The 21,343-nt window shown below is 55.6% G+C and carries 23 protein-coding genes; 9 read left to right on the forward strand and 14 right to left on the reverse strand.

Annotated elements, in window-relative coordinates; genetic code table 11:
- Window positions 1–54 precede the first annotated feature (54 nt).
- Window positions 55–654, reverse strand: coding sequence for a 16S rRNA (guanine(966)-N(2))-methyltransferase RsmD (gene rsmD, locus Q1A69_RS11135; protein ID WP_299585198.1), 600 nt, complete (start codon window positions 652–654; stop codon window positions 55–57).
- A 271-nt stretch (window positions 655–925) separates the two neighbouring features.
- Here rsmD and ftsY point away from each other — a divergent pair, with 271 nt between their 5' ends.
- The 6 genes from ftsY (at window position 926) to trmB (ending at window position 6,176) form a co-directional block, all read left to right on the forward strand.
- Complete coding sequence (ftsY, locus tag Q1A69_RS11140) at window positions 926–2,044, forward strand: signal recognition particle-docking protein FtsY (RefSeq protein ID WP_299585300.1); 1,119 nt, start codon at window positions 926–928, stop codon at window positions 2,042–2,044.
- A 32-nt stretch (window positions 2,045–2,076) separates the two neighbouring features.
- A complete protein-coding gene (ftsE, locus tag Q1A69_RS11145; protein ID WP_299585201.1) occupies window positions 2,077–2,763 on the forward strand; it encodes a cell division ATP-binding protein FtsE in 687 nt (228 codons plus the stop codon).
- Entirely contained in the window at window positions 2,744–3,760 is a 1,017-nt protein-coding gene (gene ftsX / locus Q1A69_RS11150) for a permease-like cell division protein FtsX (RefSeq protein ID WP_299585203.1), read from the forward strand. The genes ftsE and ftsX overlap by 20 nt, the downstream gene beginning before the upstream one ends.
- Before the next feature lie 223 nt (window positions 3,761–3,983).
- Window positions 3,984–4,838, forward strand: a complete 855-nt coding sequence (rpoH, locus tag Q1A69_RS11155; RefSeq protein WP_299585205.1) for an RNA polymerase sigma factor RpoH — start codon at window positions 3,984–3,986, stop codon at window positions 4,836–4,838.
- 105 nt (window positions 4,839–4,943) lie between these two features.
- Window positions 4,944–5,321, forward strand: a complete 378-nt coding sequence (locus Q1A69_RS11160; protein ID WP_299585207.1) for a DUF423 domain-containing protein — start codon at window positions 4,944–4,946, stop codon at window positions 5,319–5,321.
- A 63-nt stretch (window positions 5,322–5,384) separates the two neighbouring features.
- Complete coding sequence (gene trmB, locus Q1A69_RS11165; protein WP_299585209.1) at window positions 5,385–6,176, forward strand: tRNA (guanosine(46)-N7)-methyltransferase TrmB; 792 nt, start codon at window positions 5,385–5,387, stop codon at window positions 6,174–6,176.
- A gap of 114 nt (window positions 6,177–6,290) precedes the next feature.
- Here the strand turns inward: trmB and Q1A69_RS11170 are convergent, their stop codons facing one another.
- Window positions 6,291–7,295: a hypothetical protein gene (locus Q1A69_RS11170; protein WP_299585211.1), complete on the reverse strand. Its 1,005-nt coding sequence runs from the start codon at window positions 7,293–7,295 to the stop codon at window positions 6,291–6,293.
- A gap of 206 nt (window positions 7,296–7,501) precedes the next feature.
- On the opposite strand from Q1A69_RS11170, the gene Q1A69_RS11175 reads away from it, so the two are divergent.
- Window positions 7,502–8,392 carry an outer membrane beta-barrel protein gene (locus tag Q1A69_RS11175; protein ID WP_299585302.1) on the forward strand — a complete coding sequence of 297 codons (891 nt, stop codon included), beginning with the start codon at window positions 7,502–7,504 and terminating at the stop codon, window positions 8,390–8,392.
- Window positions 8,393–8,480: 88 nt separating this feature from the next.
- Here Q1A69_RS11175 and Q1A69_RS11180 read toward each other — a convergent pair whose 3' ends face one another.
- Window positions 8,481–10,397, reverse strand: coding sequence for an ATP-binding cassette domain-containing protein (locus Q1A69_RS11180; protein WP_299585213.1), 1,917 nt, complete (start codon window positions 10,395–10,397; stop codon window positions 8,481–8,483).
- A gap of 108 nt (window positions 10,398–10,505) precedes the next feature.
- Here Q1A69_RS11180 and Q1A69_RS11185 point away from each other — a divergent pair, with 108 nt between their 5' ends.
- On the forward strand, window positions 10,506–11,006 hold the full coding sequence (locus Q1A69_RS11185) for a TIGR02444 family protein (RefSeq protein WP_299585215.1): 501 nt from the start codon (window positions 10,506–10,508) through the stop codon (window positions 11,004–11,006).
- Between the two features lie 292 nt (window positions 11,007–11,298).
- Here the strand turns inward: Q1A69_RS11185 and Q1A69_RS11190 are convergent, their stop codons facing one another.
- Window positions 11,299–12,210 carry a hypothetical protein gene (locus tag Q1A69_RS11190; RefSeq protein ID WP_299585217.1) on the reverse strand — a complete coding sequence of 304 codons (912 nt, stop codon included), beginning with the start codon at window positions 12,208–12,210 and terminating at the stop codon, window positions 11,299–11,301.
- A gap of 448 nt (window positions 12,211–12,658) precedes the next feature.
- Here Q1A69_RS11190 and Q1A69_RS11195 point away from each other — a divergent pair, with 448 nt between their 5' ends.
- Complete coding sequence (locus tag Q1A69_RS11195; RefSeq protein WP_299585219.1) at window positions 12,659–13,447, forward strand: FKBP-type peptidyl-prolyl cis-trans isomerase; 789 nt, start codon at window positions 12,659–12,661, stop codon at window positions 13,445–13,447.
- Window positions 13,448–13,681: 234 nt separating this feature from the next.
- Here the strand turns inward: Q1A69_RS11195 and rsd are convergent, their stop codons facing one another.
- From rsd to Q1A69_RS11245, 10 genes are all read right to left on the reverse strand, one after another.
- Entirely contained in the window at window positions 13,682–14,143 is a 462-nt protein-coding gene (gene rsd, locus Q1A69_RS11200) for a sigma D regulator (RefSeq protein WP_299585221.1), read from the reverse strand.
- Window positions 14,144–14,311: 168 nt separating this feature from the next.
- Window positions 14,312–15,001, reverse strand: coding sequence for an LrgB family protein (locus Q1A69_RS11205; protein ID WP_299585223.1), 690 nt, complete (start codon window positions 14,999–15,001; stop codon window positions 14,312–14,314).
- Complete coding sequence (locus tag Q1A69_RS11210) at window positions 14,991–15,380, reverse strand: CidA/LrgA family protein (protein WP_299585225.1); 390 nt, start codon at window positions 15,378–15,380, stop codon at window positions 14,991–14,993. The genes Q1A69_RS11205 and Q1A69_RS11210 overlap by 11 nt, the downstream gene beginning before the upstream one ends.
- A 42-nt stretch (window positions 15,381–15,422) precedes the next feature.
- Window positions 15,423–15,917: a disulfide bond formation protein B gene (locus Q1A69_RS11215; RefSeq protein ID WP_299585227.1), complete on the reverse strand. Its 495-nt coding sequence runs from the start codon at window positions 15,915–15,917 to the stop codon at window positions 15,423–15,425.
- Window positions 15,914–16,516 carry an ACP phosphodiesterase gene (locus tag Q1A69_RS11220; protein ID WP_299585229.1) on the reverse strand — a complete coding sequence of 201 codons (603 nt, stop codon included), beginning with the start codon at window positions 16,514–16,516 and terminating at the stop codon, window positions 15,914–15,916. Before Q1A69_RS11220 ends, Q1A69_RS11215 begins: the two co-directional genes overlap by 4 nt.
- A 58-nt stretch (window positions 16,517–16,574) precedes the next feature.
- Window positions 16,575–18,158 (reverse strand): glutamate--cysteine ligase, encoded by a 1,584-nt coding sequence (gene gshA / locus Q1A69_RS11225; protein WP_299585231.1) that lies wholly within the window; start codon window positions 18,156–18,158, stop codon window positions 16,575–16,577.
- Window positions 18,159–18,238: 80 nt separating this feature from the next.
- Window positions 18,239–18,670 carry a hypothetical protein gene (locus Q1A69_RS11230; protein ID WP_299585233.1) on the reverse strand — a complete coding sequence of 144 codons (432 nt, stop codon included), beginning with the start codon at window positions 18,668–18,670 and terminating at the stop codon, window positions 18,239–18,241.
- Window positions 18,671–18,791: 121 nt separating this feature from the next.
- The gene (locus tag Q1A69_RS11235; RefSeq protein WP_299585235.1) at window positions 18,792–20,045 is read right to left on the reverse strand and encodes a malic enzyme-like NAD(P)-binding protein; all 1,254 of its coding nucleotides are present in this window, start codon (window positions 20,043–20,045) and stop codon (window positions 18,792–18,794) included.
- Window positions 20,046–20,397: 352 nt separating this feature from the next.
- Window positions 20,398–20,610 carry a 50S ribosomal protein L31 gene (gene rpmE / locus Q1A69_RS11240; protein ID WP_299585237.1) on the reverse strand — a complete coding sequence of 71 codons (213 nt, stop codon included), beginning with the start codon at window positions 20,608–20,610 and terminating at the stop codon, window positions 20,398–20,400.
- 157 nt (window positions 20,611–20,767) lie between these two features.
- Window positions 20,768–21,022 carry a transcriptional regulator gene (locus Q1A69_RS11245; RefSeq protein WP_299585239.1) on the reverse strand — a complete coding sequence of 85 codons (255 nt, stop codon included), beginning with the start codon at window positions 21,020–21,022 and terminating at the stop codon, window positions 20,768–20,770.
- Window positions 21,023–21,343 lie beyond the last annotated feature (321 nt).

The following is a 21,343-nucleotide window of genomic DNA, read 5'->3' on the forward strand; positions in this document are numbered from 1 at the left end:
AACAATTTACGGCTAAGGCTCAAAACCGAATGTGTCCAGCGGCCCGAGGTCCGGTCAGTATTCCGCGGAGTGGGTGGGGCTGTTGCTGTACAGTCGCATACAGACTTGGCCCGCGCGTTTTTCTTTAATGGGTGACCAGCTGGGGGGGGTAGACAATAGGGTGTTGCGGGGAGTCTCGATATAAATTAGAGCCCCCTGTGAGAGCTGGCCCGCGAGGGCACTGAGGCTCTCCTGCCAAAGGTCGTCCGCAAAGGGCGGGTCTACAAAAACGATATCGTAGGGTTTCCCGGCGTCGCTGAGAAAATCCGTTGCCCGGCAGTTATGCACCTGGCCGTCCGTCGCTTCGAGTAGTTGCAGTTGTTGTTTTAGGGTACGCGCCGCCTGGGGGTTCAGCTCGATGAAATCCACCGAAGCGGCGCCGCGTGATAGAGCCTCCAGACCCAGGGCGCCGGAGCCGGCGAAGAGATCCAGACAGTGTGCGCCGGGCAGGTAAAACTGCAGCCAGTTAAATAGGGTTTCGCGCAGCCGGTCGCCGGTGGGCCTCAGGCCTTCCACCTGGGCGAACTGCAATTTGCGTCCGCGCCACTGCCCTCCAATGATGCGCAACTGGGATAGGGGTTGTGGGCTTTGCTTGCGGGATGAACTTCTGGCCAAGGTAACTCTCTACTGGGGGCTTAGCGATGCTAAGATTAGCGTCTTTCTCCCAGCGGTACACCCGGATAAACGAATGATCTTTGATTTCCTGCGCAAAAAGAAAAAGCGTAAGCCCGAACAAAGCGAGCCCCAGCGGGAGCAGGCTGAAGCCATCGGCGCACCCGAGGAGGCACCGGCCGAGGAATGGCAGGAGCCATCGGTTGCTGAGGAAGAGCTCCCCGCCACTCCCTTGCCTATAGTAGAGCCCTTACAAGAGCCAGCCGCTGTGGAGGTGAAGCCCACCGCAGATGTGCAGGAATTACCTTCAAGTAGCACGGAACCTGCGCCCGCAGCCAGTGATATCGCTGTGCAACCCGCCGAGTCCACAGTCGTGGTTGGCCAGGAACTGGAGCCCGCACCCCGAGTAGCGGAGCCTGTACCCAAGCCCACTTCCGTTCAGGAAAAAACGACAGAGAAAAAGAAAGAAGGCTTCTTCGCCCGTATTCGCCGCGGTCTCAGCCGCACCAGCGATCAGTTTGTCGAGGGCATGGGTAACCTGTTCCTCGGTGCCAAAGAAATCGATGAAGACCTTCTGGAAGAACTGGAAACCCAGCTATTAATGGCGGATGTCGGTGTTGAGGCCACCAGCGAAATTGTCGAGCGCCTCACCGAGCGTGTGTCGCGCCGCGAGCTGGCTAATGGCGATGCGCTGTACAAGGCGCTGCAGCAGGAATTGGCCGAGTTACTCAACAGCGTTGATGCGCCGCTGGTGGTGGACACCAGTAAGAAGCCCTATGTGATTCTAGTGGTAGGGGTCAACGGGGTCGGTAAGACGACGACCATCGGCAAGCTGGCGCATCGCTTCCTAGCTGAGGGTAAGTCGGTGATGCTCGCCGCGGGTGATACGTTCCGTGCGGCGGCGGTAGAACAGCTGCAAGTTTGGGGGCAGCGCCACAGTGTCCCGGTGGTGGCTCAGCACACCGGTGCCGATAGCGCCTCGGTGATTTACGATGCCGTGCAGTCGGCTCAGGCCCGCGGTGTGGATGTGGTGATTGCAGATACCGCCGGGCGGCTGCACACCAAATCCAATCTGATGGAGGAGCTGACCAAGGTGCGCCGCGTGATGGGCAAACTGGACCCCAGCGCACCCCACGAGGTACTGCTGGTGCTGGATGCTGGCACTGGGCAAAACGCGATCAATCAGGCCGCCCAATTTCGCGAATCGGCCGGTGTCACCGGGTTGGTACTCACCAAGCTCGACGGTACCGCTAAGGGCGGGGTGATCTTCGCCCTGGCGCGGCGTTTTGGAATTCCGGTGCGTTTTATCGGCGTGGGCGAACAGGCAGAAGATCTACAGCCCTTCCGCGCGCGCGAATTTGTTTCGGCGCTGTTTGGTCGCGACACGGCCTGATCGGCTTCACAGGGAATAACAAGAACTCCATCGTGATCACCTTCGACAATGTGAACAAGCGCTACGCATCGGGGCAGGATGCTCTGGTGCGTATTAGTTTGGAAATTCCACGCGGCGATATGGTGTTTCTCACCGGCCACTCCGGTGCCGGTAAGAGCACCTTGCTAAGATTGCTCACTGCTATCGAACGGCCAACCAAGGGCTCTATCCTGGTGGCCGGGCAGAACCTCAACCGCCTGCGCAATAGCCAGATTCCCTATTACCGACGCAATCTGGGTATTGTGTTTCAAAACCATCAGCTGCTGTTCGATCGCAGTGTTTTCGATAATATCGCCCTGCCCCTGGCTGTGGCTGGTTGCAGTAAGCGTGAGGTGGGTCGCCGTGTGCGTGCCGCGCTGGATAAAGTGGGACTGTTGCAGAAGGAAAAAGAAAACCCCATCACCCTGTCCGGTGGTGAGCAGCAGCGTGTGGGCATCGCCCGTGCGGTGGTCAATAAGCCGGCAATACTGGTGGCAGATGAGCCCACCGGCAACCTGGATCCGCAGTTGTCCCAGGAGATAATGCAGCTATTTCGCGACTTTAACGCGGTGGGGGTTACCGTATTGGTAGCCAGTCATGACCTGGAACTGATTGCGCGTATGCGCCGGCGGGTATTGACCCTACAAGCTGGCCAGTTGATTTATGACGGAGTCCCAAGTCGTGAAGCACACCCAGTCTAGAGTTCGGCGCCCTGCCAGCAGTGGCCCCGAAAAGCGATCGCGCAGTAGTGGCGCGGTGGCTGCCCGCACCGGTATAGGGGATCGATGGCAGGCCTGGATCGACCATCATCGCCATGTGGCGCGCGAATCTTTACATCGTTTTTTGGCGACCCCCATGGCCAGTGCGATGACCGCATTGGTCATCGCTATCGCTCTGGCCCTGCCGGCGGCCCTGCAACTTGGGCTCGCAAACTTTCAGCGCGCGGTGGCCGGCTGGGACGGGCAGCCTCAGATTTCTGTATTCCTGCACAAAGACGCGAGGGCGGCGGTAGTGGAGTCCTTCGCCACTAAGCTGCGCGGTGATCCCGCGATTGCAGAGGTGACCTACATCTCTTCGGAAGAAGCCCTGGCGGAGTTCGAACAGGCATCCGGGCTCGGCGATCTGCTAGTCGGGCTCGACGCCAACCCGCTGCCGGCGGTGTTGCTGCTGCGTCCGCGGGATACCGGGAACAGCGAAAAGATGCAGGCCCTGGTGGAAAACCTGCGCGATCACGCCCTGAGTGACTCTGTAGTTCTCGATCTGGCCTGGGTGCAGCGCCTTACTCAGCTCACCGAATTGGGACAGCGGTTGTCCGCGGGGCTCGCGCTGTTGCTGGCACTGGGGGTGATCTTGGTGGTGGTTAACACCATACGTCTGCATATCGAGAGCCGCCGTGAGGAGATCCTGGTGGTAAAACTGGTGGGTGGTACCAATGCCTTCGTGCGCAGACCCTTCCTGTACAGTGGCCTCTGCTATGGGGCATTCGGCGGTCTGCTGGCCTGGTGCCTGCTACTGGGCGCGGTCCTGTTACTGTCCGGGCCTATTTCGAGCCTGTCCTCCAGCTATGGCAGTAGCTATACCCTCGCAGGCCCTGGAATCAGCTACTTCACCGGCCTTATCGGGGGAGCCGCCCTGCTCGGGCTGCTGGGGGCCTGGCTGGCGGCAAGCCGCCATCTGCGTGCGATAGAACCAAGCTGAGCTTCGGGTTAAGCCAAGAAGCGTAAAGCTGCGCTAAAATGGGGAACCTCGGGGGCATTAGGGCCCTCTAAAGTCTCCGAATACAATGGAATACGGCACTTGGCGGCGGACTTTCTTATCCGCTGGTGCAAGTGCTACACTGAGTCCAGCCTGTCGCCGGATACAGTGTTCGATGACAGTGGCCAGTGGAAGCGGCCGACTAATAATGAGAGGAGAGACCTGAATGGGAACCAGCCTACAGCCAGTGCATACGCTGTCTCCGGGCGCCAACCTGGGAGCTTACATCCAGACGGTCAGCAGCTTTGATGTGCTGTCCGCCGAGGAAGAAAAGCGCCTGGCAGAGGACCTCTATTATCGCGAAGATATCAACGCCGCACGACAACTCGTCATGTCCCACCTGCGCTTTGTCGTGCATATTGCCAAGTCCTATTCCGGCTATGGCCTCAACCAGTCTGACCTAGTGCAGGAAGGCAATGTTGGGCTGATGAAGGCGGTAAAGCGCTTCAACCCGGAAAAAGGGGTGCGCCTAGTCTCCTTTGCGGTTCACTGGATCAAAGCGGAAATTCACGAATTTATTCTGCGCAACTGGCGTATCGTGAAGATTGCCACCACCAAGGCGCAGCGCAAACTGTTCTTTAACCTGCGTGGACAAAAGAAGAAGTTGGCTTGGCTCAGTAACGCTGAAGCCAAGGCTGTGGCAAAAGATTTGAACGTGGATGTCGCCCAGGTCCAAGAAATGGAGGGTCGCCTCGCCGCCCATGATGCTGCATTCGATGCGGGAGTGGATGACGATGACGACACCGCCTGGCAGGCGCCGGCGCACTACCTGGAGGACCGCAGTTTCGACCCGGCGGCACAGCTGGAGCGTGATAACTGGCAGGAAACCAACTTCAACAGCCTAGCGATGGCTATGGAACAGCTCGATGAGCGCAGCCGCGATATTATACAGGCGCGCTGGTTGACCGAGGAAAAGTCCACTCTGCATGAGCTGGCAGACAAGTATGGCGTTTCCGCCGAGCGTATTCGCCAGTTGGAAAAGAACGCCATGAAAAAAGTGCGCGCGGCCATGGAGGCCTGATTTCGCCCACTGGCAGTTCGGAAAAAACCGCGCAGTAGCGCGGTTTTTTTATTTCTGTAATGACCGGCCCGCTGCATGCCCTGGGCACTAGAAGAGAGACGATTCATGGCCAAAGTTTATCTGTTGCTCGCCGCGCTGTTTGGCGCCAGCGGCGTTGCCCTCGGTGCTTTTGGCGCCCACGGGTTGCGCGGTAAAGTAACCGACTCGCTGCTGGAGGCCTATAAGACCGGAGTGCAATATCAGATGATTCACGCTCTGGCATTGCTGGGTGTGGCACTACTCATACAGAGCTGGGGTGACCGTTTGTCGCTGACCTTGAGTGGCGCTTTCTTCGTATTTGGCCTGGTATTCTTTTCTGGCAGCCTCTATGCGCTCGCTCTGGGTGGGCCGCGTTGGCTGGGGCCAATTACACCAATAGGCGGGTTACTGATGATCGCCGGCTGGGTGGCGCTTTTTATCGCTGCCGCCAGCACCTCCAGATAGCTGGGCAATGGCCCGCCTGAATTTGATTGATAGAAAACCGTTTCGCATAAGAGGTCGCGAACAATGCAAGACGAATCCGCGGAAGAGTTTCCCTACCGCACCGAATACAAAAAAAAATCTATCCGCAGCTACGTGATTCGTGCGGGGCGGATGACCGAGGGGCAGCGCCGCGCCTTTGATACCTATTGGGAGCAGTATGGGCTGTCGCTCTTCGACGGCCCCTTGAATCCACTCGAAGCCTTTGGCCGCGAGGCCCCACTCGCGCTGGAAATCGGTTTTGGGATGGGTGACTCCCTGCTCGCCATGGCACAGGCGGAGCCCGACAAGAACTTTATCGGCATTGAAGTTCACCCCCCCGGAGTCGGTAGCCTCATTAATAACGCCGGTAAAGCCGGGGTTGAGAACCTGAAGATCTATATGGCCGATGCGGTAGATGTTCTGAATGACTGTATTGGCGACGCCACTCTGGACAGGTTCCAGCTGTATTTTCCCGACCCCTGGCATAAAAAAAAGCACAATAAGCGCCGTATCGTACAGGCGGAATTTGTGCGCCTAATCTGCAGCAAACTGAAAACAGGTGGTGCGATGCATATGGCAACGGACTGGCAGAACTACGCCGAGCATATGCTGGAGGTATTGCAGGCGGAGCCGTTACTGGAGAATACATCTTCCTCTAACGATTATGTTGAACGCCCTGAGTGGCGCCCGGAAACCAAATTTGAGCGCCGCGGCCAGCGCCTAGGGCATGGCGTTTGGGATCTTGTCTACCGCCGTCGGCCGGGAGAGGCCAGCATACTGGAGCCTGTCGAGGTCACAGCCAAGGATTCAGGCACCCCGGTATCCGAGGCCGAGTAGTGCCCCAGTTACCGAGAGATAGTTATCCGACCAATTAATTGGTTTACGAATTAGTGCGATACAGGGGGGTGCAGCGGCCGGTCACCGGCCGGCTGTGCCCAATGGGGGGTCGCTTTAAACGTATTGCTGCCAGTTCCTCTTAAAAGCTTCCCAGCGTTGTTTGTCGGCGCTGATGCGGATATTTCTGACTGAATTTTCGTTGTAGTACATCCAATCAGACAGCACGATATTGCTCTGACTGCCGGCATAGTAGCGCATGCGGAAACGGCGAATATATTGATTGGGGATTGCCATAAAGGCCACTTCACGGCCGGGAGTGACATTGGCGACCTCTACACATTCATGCCCGCTCTTATCGAACTCATAGATAAATCCGGCGATGGCCTTATCCAGTTTGTCGGTATGGTGCAAGTAGTAGTAGCGCACGGGACAATAGGTCTTATTATGCCAGGCAAAGCGTGCTACCACGTTGGCGTTGTTGGTACTGGATATAACCTGGCAGGAAGCGCCGCTACCGAGATGGGGGTCATGCCGATGGCTGTTGTCCATTTTTGGGAAAAAGCCCCCGGATTGCCATAGCATCTGCGGCGGTCGAGTATCGCCACGATACAGGCGTCCCGGCGTCATATGCAGATTAAATCCCGAACGGCTAAAACGGTATCGATAGAGATTGAACGGGACATCGTTGTGGTTTTGTATATTACCCAGTGCCAGGGGTTCTGATAGCGCGGCCTCACTGGCCTGGCGATACCAACAATAAGCGCCACCCAGCAGTGTGGTAACGGCTGTCTGACGCCGCTGTATTCCATTCGAGTGGAGCTGTTGCACGGGGTTGGAGGGGTTGAACCCGGTCAGCCAGGTGTACATTGACTCAACTAGGCTCTGGGATACATTGGATATACGGGTGTAATCCAAGGTCTGGATCTGTGCGGCCTGATTTACCAGTTGATCGATGCGCGTTAGTCCATCTTTACTGCGGCTGTATTTCCAACTGCAGCTGGAGTCGCGCAGAAAATCGGTGGCATATTCCCGAATTGTTTTTGGTGGGCGGCATGAGGTTTGTATAAGCTCGGGTCTTACCAGGTTTCTTACGTAGTTATCGATGTTTGGCGCCAGCATCGGTGATCTCTCCGCTATTTATAGGTATCTTTTTTATTTCCCGTCTATGATTTTCATATTGGGCGCGGCATTAAATAGGAGTTTTGTCGGAAAGTGCAGAACAAATAACACAAATATAATCAAATAAATTTGGTTTTTATGCAGTTCATAAAGTGAATAAAAATTGATAGTGGGGGATGATTTAAAAAGGAATTCCGGTGTCATCAATGGGAAAGCGCCACAGCCCCCTTCCAACCCTCTGCAGTGTTACATTTCTTCTTGTTGTTAGTAGTGTTGAAGTGTCTGCAGATTTTGTCGGAACATTAAATCTCTATGCCAATGGCGGCAAACACTGGTTTAACAGTGATCGTTTAAATGGAACGCCTTTTTATGGGCTAACTCTTCAGGATACGACCGGTGGTGGCGGTGGCCTGGGATTCAATATGACCAACTATTGGGCGATGGAGGGCGTAGTAGATTACTTTGTGGTTGGGATAGAAGAAATTCCCGAAAAGGTCGAGGTATATAATTATCACCTGGACCTTCTTTATCAATTCGGTGGACAGTTTTGCGGAGATTTTTGCTGGCAACCCTATGTGGCCTTCGGGGTAGGGGAGATACGTATCAATTATGATGACGCGCCAAAAAAACATTATAAAGATGAGGATGGCAAGTATCGCTACGACTGTGAGTATAAATATCGGCACGACTATAAATATCCCGATGGCCACTACTACCCTAAGTATGTTTGCAATTGGCATGATCGCCAAACCATGATCAATCTCGGCCTGGGAGTAAAGTACAGTCTCGGGCCCCGCTGGCAAGCCCGTGCAGATGTGCGTCTATTTCAAGGGGTAGATGAAGGGGGATTGGATGGCTTTGCTAGTGTTGCGATTGGTTATCAGTGGCTAGAGTATCCGGATTTTTGGTATGACGAAGATGCGGATAGTGTTATTGATGCCACCGATCAGTGTCCGCAGACACCGGTAGCGGTCGATGTTGGGCCCGATGGCTGCCCCATTGATTCAGATTTCGATGGCGTTCCCACTTATATTGATCAGTGTCCAAACACGCCAATTGGTATCGCCGTCGATGAATACGGGTGTATACGCAGGTAATTTGTGAGCTGTATAGGCGCTCTAAGAGCGCCGCTTCGCCGGGCGGGAAAGGGCCTGTAGAAACGGCAAGGGCCGACAACGGTTAAAATTACTCTCCGCGCAGTTGCTCCAATTGTTCGGAAATCTCCAACCACTCCATTTCCAAAAGGTCGAGAATTTCACGCTGCTCGGACTGTTCTTTATTGAGACGTTCAATCTCTTCTTGTTGGCCTCCGCTATAGAGTTGTTCGTCAGCAAGTTTGTTCTGGACCTGTTGAAGTCTTTCTTCAGCTGCAGTTATTTTGCGCTCGATATTTTTTAACTTATTTGTTAAAGGTTTTAACTGATCACGCAGTGCGGCTGCGGCGCGGCGCTGAGCTTTTTTATCCTCGGTGGGTTTTCCCGGGTTCTCACCGACGTCCACCGACTTCTCTTCGCGACGTTTCTCGCGATTAAAACCCAGCAGCCATTGCTTGTAGTCGTTGAGATCACCGCTATAGGGTTCGGCGCGGCCGTTGGCGACGAGAATAAATTCATCGGCGGTGTTGGCGAGTAGGTGGCGATCATGGGATACCAAAATGACAGCGCCGGGAAACTCTGCCAGTGCCATGGTCAGGGCGTGACGCATTTCCAGATCGAGGTGGTTGGTGGGTTCATCAAGCAGTAACAGATTGGGTTTCTGCCAGGCCAGAATGGCCAAGGCTAGTCGCGCCTTCTCCCCTCCGGAAAAGCCTGCCACCGTTTCAAACACTCGGTCCCCGATAAAGCCATAGCCGCCGAGAAAATCGCGCAGAGATTGCTCACTGGCCTCGGGGCTCAACCGCTGCAGGTGCAGCATAGGGGAGGCTTTTCCGTCGAGGGCCTCCAGCTGGTGCTGGGCAAAATACCCGATTGCCAGATGCTCACCGCACAGACGTTCGCCGCCTAAGGGCTCAAGCTCGCCGGCGAGCGTTTTGATCAGTGACGACTTACCAGCGCCGTTGGGACCGAGCAGGCCGATACGACGACCGGGTTGAATACCCAACTGTACTTTCTTTACAACCACTTTCTCGGCATAGCCGATATCGGCTTCGCGCAGGTCGATCAGCGGGTTGGACGTTTTCTCAGCAGATGGCAGAGTGAAGTGAAAGGGTGAGTCCACATGGGCCGGGGCGATCTGGGCCATGCGGTCTAGTGCTTTCAAACGGCTTTGAGCCTGCTTCGCCTTGCTGGCTTTGGCGCGGAAGCGTCGCACAAAATCCTCCATGTGCGAGCGCTCAACTTGTTGCTTCTCGTATTGTATTTGCTGCTGTGCCAGGCGCTCGGCGCGGGTGCGCTCGAAGGCGCTGTAATTGCCACTGTAGAGTACAAGCTTTTGTTGCTCAAAACTGACAATACCGTCGACCACCGCATCGAGAAAATCACGGTCGTGGGAAATAATTAACAAGGTGCCGGGAAAGCGTTGCAGCCATTGCTCCAGCCACAGGGTGGCATCGAGATCCAAGTGGTTAGTGGGCTCGTCTAAGAGCATCAGGTCAGCGGGACACATTAGCGCCCGGGCGAGATTGAGGCGTATGCGCCAGCCCCCGGAAAAACTACGCACTGGGCGCTGTTGCTCGGCATGGGAGAAACCGAGCCCATCGAGGAGCTGTGCTGCGCGCGCAGGCCCGCTGTAGCCATCGATATTCGCCATACGCTCGTGCAGCTCAGCAAGCTTGTGCCCATCAGACTCGCCACTGCTCTCCGCCTGTGCCAGTTGCTCTTGCAGCTGGCGCAGTTCTCGATCGCCATCGAGCACGTAATCGAGGGCCGACTGCTCGCTGGCTTCGACCTCCTGGGCCATATGGGCAATCCGCCAACCACTGGGTATATCCACCTGCCCGGCGTCGCTCTCAAGTTGGCCGAGCAGCAGCTTGAAAAGTGTTGACTTGCCGCAGCCATTCGCGCCGATGATTCCCACTTTATGGCCGGGGAAGATACGGCAGTCCGCACCATTTAATAGGTCGCGTTCACCCCGATGCAGGGAGACACCTTGCAAATTGATCACTGGAAAAACCTCTTATGAACAGGCCGATGAGTGCTAGGCTATTCGACGTATTTGAACGCAATGGCCGTCGCTGTAACGCGCCGATCCGCAAAAGGTCTGGATTCTAACGTGACAGATAAAGCACCTCCATCCTCTTCCCAGGAAAACCCGCTGTGGCAATTCAGTTTGGACTTCTATCGGCATGAAGGGGTCGAGGCCTTCCTGCTCGGCTGCCAGGACGAAAAGGGGGCCGATGTGTGCCTAATGCTATGGGCCAGTTACGCCACCGTGTGCGGCCATCAGTTGAGCGAAGAGGGCTGGAGGGTGGCCGATCGCGGTCTGGCACCGCGCAGGCGTATGATTATCACTGTGCGTCATCTGCGTCGCCTGATGGGGCGGTTGCGCCCACATACTTTGCGGGTGTATGAAATGTGTAAGCGCTACGAGCTGAATCTGGAGCGCTTGCAGTTGGCGGCGCTGTGGAAAATCTGTATGGAGGAGTGGCCGGGGGACCGACCGGCCCTGCAGCTTGCGGGCCAGCAGTATGGATTGTTACAAAAAGAGCTGGGCCATTGGGCACACCTGATCGAGGGTTTTATGGCCTCGGCTGAAAACCCCGATGCGGTTTAAGTGCGGGTACAAATAATTCACGGTCAGGGCTTGGGGCGAAAGTAAAGATTGTTTTAGTGCAGGTTGCGCTTAATACTCTGCTGAGCGGGTAAGCGGCAATAAGATTCCTGGGCGGGTTAGTTTTCCCTTCCGTCTTTTTCGTCTCTCGTCACGTTGTGGAGAGAATTCTGACCGGGCGATAGTGTTTTTGAAATAAAAGAGCGCAGGTCGGTTGAATATGCCGACCTGCGCCCCTCTTTTAAACGGCGTTCACCGACCTGGCAACATTGGGTGCCGGCTGGAGACGTAGCGCCTAGTCTCCACGGTGCCTCTCTGTGGAAAACAGGCTGTTGGCCGGTGTGGCCGGGGTAATGGTGGGTGCCTGATCAAGGGGCTTTTGTTGTTCGTCGGAAGCCTGGTCCGTTGTTTCTACTGAAGGCTGGGCCTGGATGACAGTTTCACTGGGCTCAGCCTGCTTGGATTTTTCCTCTTGTGAGCTTGGCGCCTGGGCGTTTGCCTGCTCAGGTTTAATGGTTTGCAAAGGTTTTTCAGGTGTTTTTGTGGCGGCCTGCTTAGCGGCGGGTTTTGTCTCTTTTTGTGTTTTCGCGGGTGCCGCTTTTGCAGAGGTCTTTTCTGCTGCTTTGACAGCCGTTTTCTTCGGGGCCTTAGTGGCGCTGACCTTTTTCTTAACGACCTTCTTCTCTGTGGTTTTTTCGGCCGTAGGTTTTTTTGTGGACTTTGTAGCAGCTGCCTTTAGGGATTTGCCACTACTTTTTGTTGTGGCTTTTTTGGGCGCAGAGACTTTTCTCGCTTTAGGTTGAGCTTTGAGCAGCGCCTTCTCCGCTTTGGCTGCAGTCTTGCGAATAGACTCCGCAGCTTTCAATTCGGCTTTAGCCTTGGCCTGTATGTATTTCGCATCGGCGAGAAGCTGCTTGGCTTGTTGGAGTGCTTCGCTAAATTTTGCAACGTTGCTTTTGGCTGTCTCCACACGCTTTTGGTTTGCAGCGGTCTTGGTAATTTTGGCTTTTGCGTGGGCCTCACTCAGTTTGGCTTTGGCCTTGGTCTGCTTGTCTTTTGCCGAGGTCAGGGTTTTTTCGGCTTTGAGTACCGCTTTGCCGGCATCGGCGACTTTCTTATTGCGGGCTTTGTCTAATTTTGCGGTGAGTTTGGAAATTTGTGCTTCCAGCTCTGCGACCAGATTGACAGCTTTTTGTTTGGCAGCCATGAGTAAATGTCCTGACGTTTATTATCGATTGGCACTTCCGGGCGGTGCGCTTATCTTCCTTAAATACGATGGATACCGTTCTAACTAGAGATCTGCGCACTGTCCCAAACTGAAAAGCACCTCAAACAGTCTGAAACAATAACCGGTTACTGGCCGATAATAGCGCTGTTTTTATAAAAAATGTATGCCGTGAACAGCGAAAAAAGCACTGGCTGCGTATTTTTTACAGTGTGACAGGAACCTGCATGGGGAATGTGGTGTCCTGCACAGTGTGCGCGTCACCAGTATGCACTTGGAGTCGCCTTAGGTTAGACTTGAGCGCACTAGCGGAAACCCTGCACCTAGGTGGCTTAGGGCCTATACAGAGCTGCTTGAGATACCGCTGATGGCGTTGGACCAAGGTCAAGCGCGAATCTATAAACGCAATACGGACAAAGAGACAACACCCATGAATAAATACCCTTTGGCTGCAGCAATTGCCCTCGGCCTGGCGCTGACCGGCTGTAACGAACAGGGACAGAAGCAAGAAAAAGAAGTTGCTCTGGACACTCAAGAGAAGAAGGTCAGCTATATCATTGCCGAAGATATGGCCAAGCGCCTTCAGGCTCAGGATGTAAAGCTGGACCCTAAAGTGGTCATGATGGCACTGAATGATGTTTCTAGTGGCCGCGAAACTCGCTTGTCCGAAGAAGAGAAGCAGCAGACTATTACCGCTTTCCAGGAGCAGATGCAGAAGAAGCAGCAGGAAATGCTGGCCGAGCAGGAGAAAGAATTTAAAGAGAGCGCCGATAAAAATCTGCAGGAAGGTAAGACGTTCCTCGAAGAAAATGCTAAAAAGGACGGTGTGATCACCACCGATTCTGGCCTGCAGTACAAAGTGATTAAAGAAGGTTCCGGCAGCAAGCCGAGTGACAGCAGCACCGTTGAGGTGGACTACAAGGGTACTTTGATCAATGGTGAGGAGTTTGATAGCTCTTACGCGCGTGGCGAGCCGGTCCAGTTCCCGGTCAACGGCGTTATCAAAGGTTGGACTGAGGCTTTGCAGCTGATGAAAGAAGGCTCCAAGTGGGAACTTTATATTCCCTCTGAGCTGGCTTATGGACCCGGTGGTGCAGGCGGCAAGATTGGCCCCAATGCCACCCTGATTTTTGAGGTGGAGCTGCATAAAGCCAATGTCGCTGGCGAAGCAGGCACCGAGAAAAAAGAAGAAAAGAAAGAAGAAGCCAAATCTGAATAATCTGACTTTTCAGACTTTGCTGAAAAAAAGGGCGCCTGTAGGGCGCCCTTTTTTATTTTGCAGCTACATGAATTCGCGGGTTAATTATTGAATTAAATCATTTTTGATTATTAACCGGGCCATAAAATGGCTGAACACTCACCATAATTTATGGCTACTCACTACCGCAAAGAGACGAGGGGCTAGGTCTGCTAGTCAGGCAAAACTAGTAGAAACGGATTGGGCCTATCTAAGCTAAACCGTTTTGTGTGCGGTGTGTAACAGAGCGATCATTGAATCTTCGGAGCTAAAGCGGGTTTCCAGTGCCTCTCCCAATTCGGAGAGATCCGGCGCCAGGCTGGATAGATCATCCGTTTCCAGATATTTATCGTTGAAGTCTACGGCGATGTCCGTGGTTGTATCAATATCCCGGTAGAGTTCACAGGCTTTTTGCAGACCGGATTTATCATCAAAGGCTTGGCCTTCGCGCATAAGCTGCTCATACACCTCAAAGTGACCGGCGGACACATAGTCCACCAGCAGCTGGCACAACTGGCGCACCCGGTCTTCGGTCTCGGGGTCATCTTCACTAAATTCTTTTTTTTCGGAAAGGTGGTAGAAGCTCACCAGCAGGTTTTGTCGCGATTGAAGCCAGCGGTCAATAATCTCGCTGACACCACCCCAGCGCTCACGCGCCGACTTACAATTTTCCAGCATCGCCAAGATGTCCTTTTGTTACGGTTGCCACAGCGGCAGCGTATTGCCGATCTCGAAGGCCCTAAGGAAGATAGGAGATTCCCCCGCCTGCGGCAAGGAGGAGAGCGCATAGTACGCCAGAATACTGTGACTGACGTGGGAATTCCGCAGCCGGTGCTGACAGGCGCCTTAAGCCCCGATAATTAGTGGCAATATCAATGCACTCAAGGCGCCACAAAGCCCCATGGCGAGGGCGGCGCAAGCGCCACAGAGAGCGCTTATTTCCAGTGCTCGCGCTGTGCCCACGGCGTGCGCATTGATACCGAGTACCACGCCGAGAATGCGGTCGTCGCGTATTCCCAGGCCGCGTAAAAGCGGCGGTCCTGCCAGCGCTCCGACCACACCGGTGAACACCACAATGCCGGCAGTCAGACTGAGTGCTGCATGGATCTTCTCGGCGAGTGCCAGTGCAATCGGTGTGGTAATGGATTTTCCACTGAGGGCGAGCAAAACAGATTCCCCGGCCCCCAATAGGAAGGCGATTACTACGGCTATCGCGGGCGCCAACAGGGCCCCCACCACAATGGTGACCAGCAGTGGCCAGCCGGCGCGGCGAATGATGGCCAGGTTTTGTTTTAATGGTATGGCCAGTGCCACCACGGCGGGGCCGAGCAGTGCGTAGAGGAGTGCGCTAGAACTCTGATAGTCCCGGTAGGGGATCTCCAGGGCATACAATATTGCGAATACCAGCAAGCTCGCCGTCACTATCGGGTGTAGCAGTACCGTGCCGCTGCGCCGATACAACAGGACACCGAGCCAGAACGCGATAATACTTAACGGCAGGGCAAACAGCGGGCTGTGTAGCAGGTCAACGATCATGTGCTGCCCCAGTTTTTCTGAGTAGCCGGCGCAGTAACAGTGCACACAGAGTGATACTGATCAGGGTGCCCACAGTAATCGCGGCGAGCAGTGCGAACCAATCGGACAGGGTGAGATTGCGCAGGAAGAAGACACCAGTGGCAGCAGGCAAAAACAGTAACGGCAACAAGAACAGCAGCTGCGAGCTGACTTTTGCCAAACCGCGGGGCACGCCGCCATAGATCATCAGGCCAACCAGTAGCAGTAGCATGCCCACTACGGAGCCTGGTATTGGCAGAGCGAGAACGTCAGTAATCAGGCTGCCGATACACTCGCAGGCAAGCAGGGTTGCGATACCGAGCAACCATTGGATGACATTGCGCAAGATCGGCGTTTTCATTGGGGAGGGCAACCTGCAGAGCCGCCGCTGGGTATCCAGTTTTTATCGGGCTTTACGGAATGCCTGCCAACCGCCAAATAAGATCAGCCCGGCAAAGCCAATGGCCGACCAACCGGGGATACTGAGCCCCATCATGGTCCATTGTACTTCGGCGCAATTCCCGTCACCGGTGAGCAGCGCCTTGAGTACATCGGCCATGGGAAAGGCTTCCAGCATATAGCTGACGCTGGGGCCGCAAGCGGGCACCTGGCCCTCCGGCAAACTTTGCAGCCACAGCTGTCGCCCGGCAAAATAGAGCCCTCCCAGTGCCCAGATAGAAACCAACAGCCCGTAGACACGTCGACCAATGGTGGCGGGGTTGTGTAGGAAAGCAACCAGGGAGATGAGCCCAATACCGAGTAGCATCACCCGCTGAGTAATGCACAGCTTACAGGGCTCCAAGCCGCGAGCGTACTCCAGATAAAAGGCGGAGCCGAGCAGAAAAGCGACGATTAGAAAGACCAACAGAAAGGTTGTGCGCGGATTGGGTAAAGTCATGGTTTATCGGATCCTGAATAGTGCTGCCGAAACCGTAGGGCTTCGAGATTCAAGTCGGTTAATAATTTATTAAAGTTGTGTTCCAGATTTTCCCGCCCGCTACTGAGTTCAGGCAGTATCTCCTGTAGCGCAACCGGCCGGCGCAGGCGCTGCCCCACCCGCTCCAGGGTGAGGCCAATCACTCGCTCCTCGCGGTAACTCTGCAGCAATTTTATTTGCTCGGCGCGCGCCATAAATGCTTTCGCATGCGGCGGAATATACCGGCTGTGGCCGCGAAAGTCTCTCCAGCATTGCTCACAAAATTCTTCCAGGCTCAGCGGGTGCCACTTCTGCCAGTCTTGCGCCAATAGGTGGTCGAACCAGATATCCAGAGCGATACCGGCGTATCGGCGCCATGCTGGGTCCAACTGTGCCAGGGCATCGCGGTAGGCTGCATGGTTATCGGTGCTGGCATCGATGCGACGGTGCAGCTTGATACCCGCCTCGATCGTTGCCGGTCGCTCTCCCTTTAGCGGGCCTTTGACGAAGTCGCCCAGGAGCCCGCCCAGGCGCCAGCGGGCATCCGGGCCGGAGAGTAGCAGATGGGCGAGATAGTTCATTCGCTCGATCCAGAGGGGCCCGGTAGGGGCCCTGGGCCGGTGGTCAGTTATGCCAGCATTAGTCCTGGCAACACATATATTGTGCGTAATAGTGGCTGAGAAACGCTTCGAAGGAACCTGTATCTTCCGCTTCCACCTGCTTCTGCTTGAGCAGCGACTCCTCCGCTTCGCGTGAGAAGCCGCGGACCGAGTCGCTATCGAGGGGGCGCTCGAGAAAATAACGGCGGTGTTGCTCGGCTTTCTGCATGGCCCAATGGTAGAAGTTCAGGTTTTGCTCCTGCATTTCTGCCAGCATCTGCTGAGCCGGAGTGGCAACTTCCCCTTTGACCTTGCCCCGCTGTACACCGACGGCACCGCGGTACTGGTCGCCGCCCCAAGCGCTGTCGAGCAGTTCGGCGACAGTGTCTATTTCTCCGAGTAGCTGAAAGGCCCACTCTTTCAGTTCACGCTCGTCGCCATTGCAGCGCAGTTTTAGGTCGGGTTCATGGCCGCGATAAACAATGCGCTGTTGGTTTTCCTGGGTTGTGCGGTAATCGGCTTCGTCGGTCTCGGGGCTGTCTGTGAGCAGGCAGTGCAGTAGGAAGCTGTCGATAAAACGCATCTGTTGCGCATCGATACCCAGCGGCATAAAGGGATTGAGGTCGAGACAGCGGACCTCGATATATTCAACCCCGCGGTTATTCAGAGCGGCCAGGGCAGTTTCGCCGCGCTTGGCTGGGTTTTTTGGCCGGATCGGCGAGTAAAACTCATTTTCGATTTGCAGCACGCCGGGGGAGAGTTGCTGGTACTTCCCTTCGCTGTCTTTTACCCCGAGTTCCCGGTAGGGGCCATAGGGTCGGCTGATGGCCGAGCACAGGGTGGACAGGTAGCTGCGCAGATTGTTGTAGCAAACGACAAGTGATTGCTGCACCTCGCTGTTGTACCCCAGGTCGCCCATGCGCAGTGAGGTGGCATGGGGGGCGTGCAGAGTGTGGCCATCGTCGTTAAAGGTTTCGAGCTTGTGCTGGCGCCCCTCCACAAAGGAAGAGCACACTGCGGGTGCGGCCCCGAACAGGTAGATTAGCAGCCAGTAATTGCGACGGAAATTGCGGATCAGGTCGAAGTAGCGTCGCGTTTTGAATTCGCACAGGGCTTCGCTGCTGCCCTCGAGCTCGTGCAGGTACAACCAGAAGGCATCGGGCAGAGAAAAGTTGTAGTGGATGCCGGCGATCGTCTGCATGGCGCGGCCGTAGCGCAGGCCGAGCCCCAGGCGGTAAATGGTTTTCATGGTGCCGCTGTGGGAATTGCCGTAGCGGGCCACTGGGATATCGCTGTCGGTGCCGATAACACAGGGCATACTGTTAACCCACAGGCGCTCGTCCCCGATCTGGCTGTAGGTATAGCGATGAATACGGTCGAGAATTCGCAGGGCTTCTTCTGGGGTCGCCACCGGCGGCGTAATAAACTCCAGCAAAGCCTCGGAAAAATCGGTGGTGATACTTTCGTGGGTTAGTGCCGAACCCAGTGTCTGCGCATGAGGCGTCTGCGCCAGGGTGCCGTCGTTGGCAACACGCAGGCTCTCTTTTTCTAGGCCGCGGCGTATGCCCCTGAGCAGTTGCACAGGCTCGGCCTGGGACAGGGCGGCGAGATGGGGAATAGGCACTCGAATCTCCTTGGTACTACCGGAACTCTCTTTTTCTGTCGCGCTTGGGCGACTTGTGCCGGTGCTGAAAGAATCCCCGCTCAGGCGGCTGATTCCGATTCCGATTTGTGCTCGCCGGGTTGTGCGGGCGTTTCTTCCGGGACTTGTTGTGGCGCGACCTCTGGTGCCTGCTCTGGGGCCACTTCAGGTTCCGCCTGCGGCTCCAGCTCGGGGTTATCCTGTGCGGGCATTTCTTCCGGTGCGGGGGGCGCAACTTCGGGATCCCCCGATGCCGCGGAAGGATCGGCCAGGGCCTCTTCCGGGATCAGCGGCTGGGCCTTTGTGTTCAGTGCACACCGGAGTAATTCGATGCGCAGGCTGACATCACGTGTATTGGCCTCGAACATCTGATTGATGGCGACATCCTTAAATTCGCTGCGAAACAGTTTATTGGGCTCACGGCCGTCGAGCCATTCGCCGCTTTTGCTCAGGAATTGCTGGTGCTGGTTGGTCAGCACGTACACGTGACTCATTATGTTGGGCAACTTTGATGCTGTGACAGAAAGGCAGTTTAGCGACGGGTGCTGTGCGGCTCAAGAAGTCTGTGGGGACGAACGCGGCAAACGCACGTCCCGGAGGGATAAGGCGGGTTCCCTAGAGTGTTTTCAGTGGGTAGTGATCGGGATAGGGAAGTCGTGCACAGCCGCTGTCCACCGCTGCGCGCGCCACCGCTGAGGCGACTTCCGGCAGCAGGCGGGGGTCTGTGGGCTTGGGCAGGATATAGTTTGAGCCAAAGCTCAGTTCCACACCGCCGTAGCCCTCGCGCACCGAATCTGGCACCGGCAGGCGGGCGATTTTGCGGATGGCTTCAATCGCGGCCAGTTTCATGTCCTCGTTGATACGCGCCGCGCGCACATCCAGTGCGCCGCGAAAAATAAAGGGGAAACACAGGACATTATTAACCTGGTTGGGGTAATCGGAGCGCCCGGTGGCCATGATCAGGTCGTCGCGTACACTGTGGGCCAGTTCCGGTTTGATCTCCGGATTTGGGTTCGAACAGGCGAATACCACCGGTTTCGGTGCCATGCGTTGCAGCTGTTCGGCGGAGAGGAGATCCGGACCGGACACGCCGAGAAATACGTCGGCGCCGTGGATTGCGTCGTCGAGGGTGCGCATATCGGTATCCCGCGCCCACTCGCCCTTGTAGGCGTTGATATCGGTGCGCCCAGAGTGAATCACGCCACGACTGTCGAGCATGGTGATCTGCTCCTTGCGCGCCCCGGCGGCCAGCAGCAGCTTACAGCAGGCGGTGGCGGCGGCGCCGGCGCCCAGGCACACCATATGGACTTCGCTGATCTTTTTGCCCTGGATCTCCAGGGCGTTGAGCATACCGGCGACCGTCACAATCGCGGTGCCGTGCTGGTCGTCGTGGAATACCGGCACCGGGCAGCGCTCAATCAGCGCTTCTTCAATATGGAAGCATTCCGGCGCTTTGATGTCTTCGAGATTGATACCGCCAAAGGTATTGGCGATGGCGGCAACCGTCTGAATAAACTGCTCCGGGCTGTTGACGTCCACCTCGATATCCACCGAGTTGATGTCGGCGAAGCGCTTGAACAGTAGCGATTTACCCTCCATCACCGGTTTGGAGGCCAGTGGACCCAAGTTGCCGAGGCCGAGGATGGCGCTGCCGTTAGAGATTACCGCCACCAGGTTGCCCTTGCCGGTATACAGGTAGGCCGACTCTGGGTCCTTGGCAATTTCACGCACCGGCTCTGCCACGCCAGGGCTATATGCCAGGGACAGGTCTTCCTGGGTTTCGGCGGCGGTGGTCAGCTCAACTGAAAGTTTGCCGGGACTGGGGAGCGCGTGGTAATCGAGCGCTGCCTGGCGCAATGAATCCGTCATTTGGGGGCTGTTCTCTCGAAAACTGGGGGTGACACTTAAGGTGTCATCCGGGTTACTGCGGGTCTCAGAGAATAACCGAGGGTCACTTGCTGCCACAAGCGCACACTGGGGGTGGAACTGCCACCTATTACTATTTTGCCCTTAATATTTGGCTAATTTCAGGATGATCAGTCGCGAGAAAAGCTATTTTAAGGATATTTTTACTGCCCATAACGAATATATTAAGCGATACAAATCGATTTTACCCCATTGAACTATCGCGGTGCAGAAAGGGGAATTTGGGGTATAAAAAAAGGCACCGAGGGATTCCTGGGTGCCTTTTGCGAGACGCCGCAGCGTCTCGATATTCGGATTACTTGCTGATGCGGCTGCCAAAACGCTTCTTGAAGCGGTCCACACGTCCACCGGTAGTCGCTTGCTTTTGCTTGCCGGTGTAGAACGGGTGGCACTGGGAGCAGACGTCGATCTGCAGGTCTTTGCCCAGGGTGGAGCGAGTTTTGACGACATTGCCACAGGAGCAAGTGGCATTGATGTCGGTGTAGTTAGGATGGATATCTGCTTTCATGATTGCCTCTTTCCGAAACCGCCACTCGATCTGTTGCCGGGCACGGCATCGTCGTTGGAGCAGGAACCGGATTGGTTCCAGGCTGATTAAAAAGTCGGCGCATACTATCAGATTAGCGCCGGGGTTCAAGCCCAAATGCCGTGCTCCGGTGCTGCCGCTAGCTTGCCGAGGAGATGAGTGGTTGCAGGGGCTGTAGGTGTTTGTGCTGTGCTTCACGTCCCGCCCCTGTGAGGTGGTAGCAGGCGATGGGCTTGCGCTCGACAAAGTCTTTGCGCCGGGCGATGTAACCCCGCTCATCAAGACGTCGTAGCTGTGCGACTAGATGGCCATCGGTTGCCTGTAGCTGATTCTTAAAACGGGAAAAGCTGATTTCCTCATACTTGGCCAGCATCATACAGATTGCGAGGCGCACCCGGTGCTCGAGTACCGGGTTTAACGCATTAAGGGCTTTCTAGGAGCTTTCATCGCGATGCTCCGCTACCCTGCTTGGCCGCTGTACCAAGCCTGTCCACAGAAGTCCGAAGCCGATCACCAAACCGGTCAGGACCCAGGCATAAGGAGGTTTCAGTAAAAGGATCAGCGGGTCACTGGCTAGCATCAACTGAGTTCTTCTCTATCGGTCATAACGTTCATCCTTGTCGAATTGAGTAACTCTAAATAAGAGTGGGCAACTAAATTTGGCGCTCTCTGTACCTCGCTGTGTCAGCCAGTACACTAGCGCCCTTTATGTGAG

This window comes from uncultured Microbulbifer sp. (assembly GCF_947498635.1).
In the GTDB taxonomy this organism is placed as follows: domain Bacteria; phylum Pseudomonadota; class Gammaproteobacteria; order Pseudomonadales; family Cellvibrionaceae; genus Microbulbifer; species Microbulbifer echini.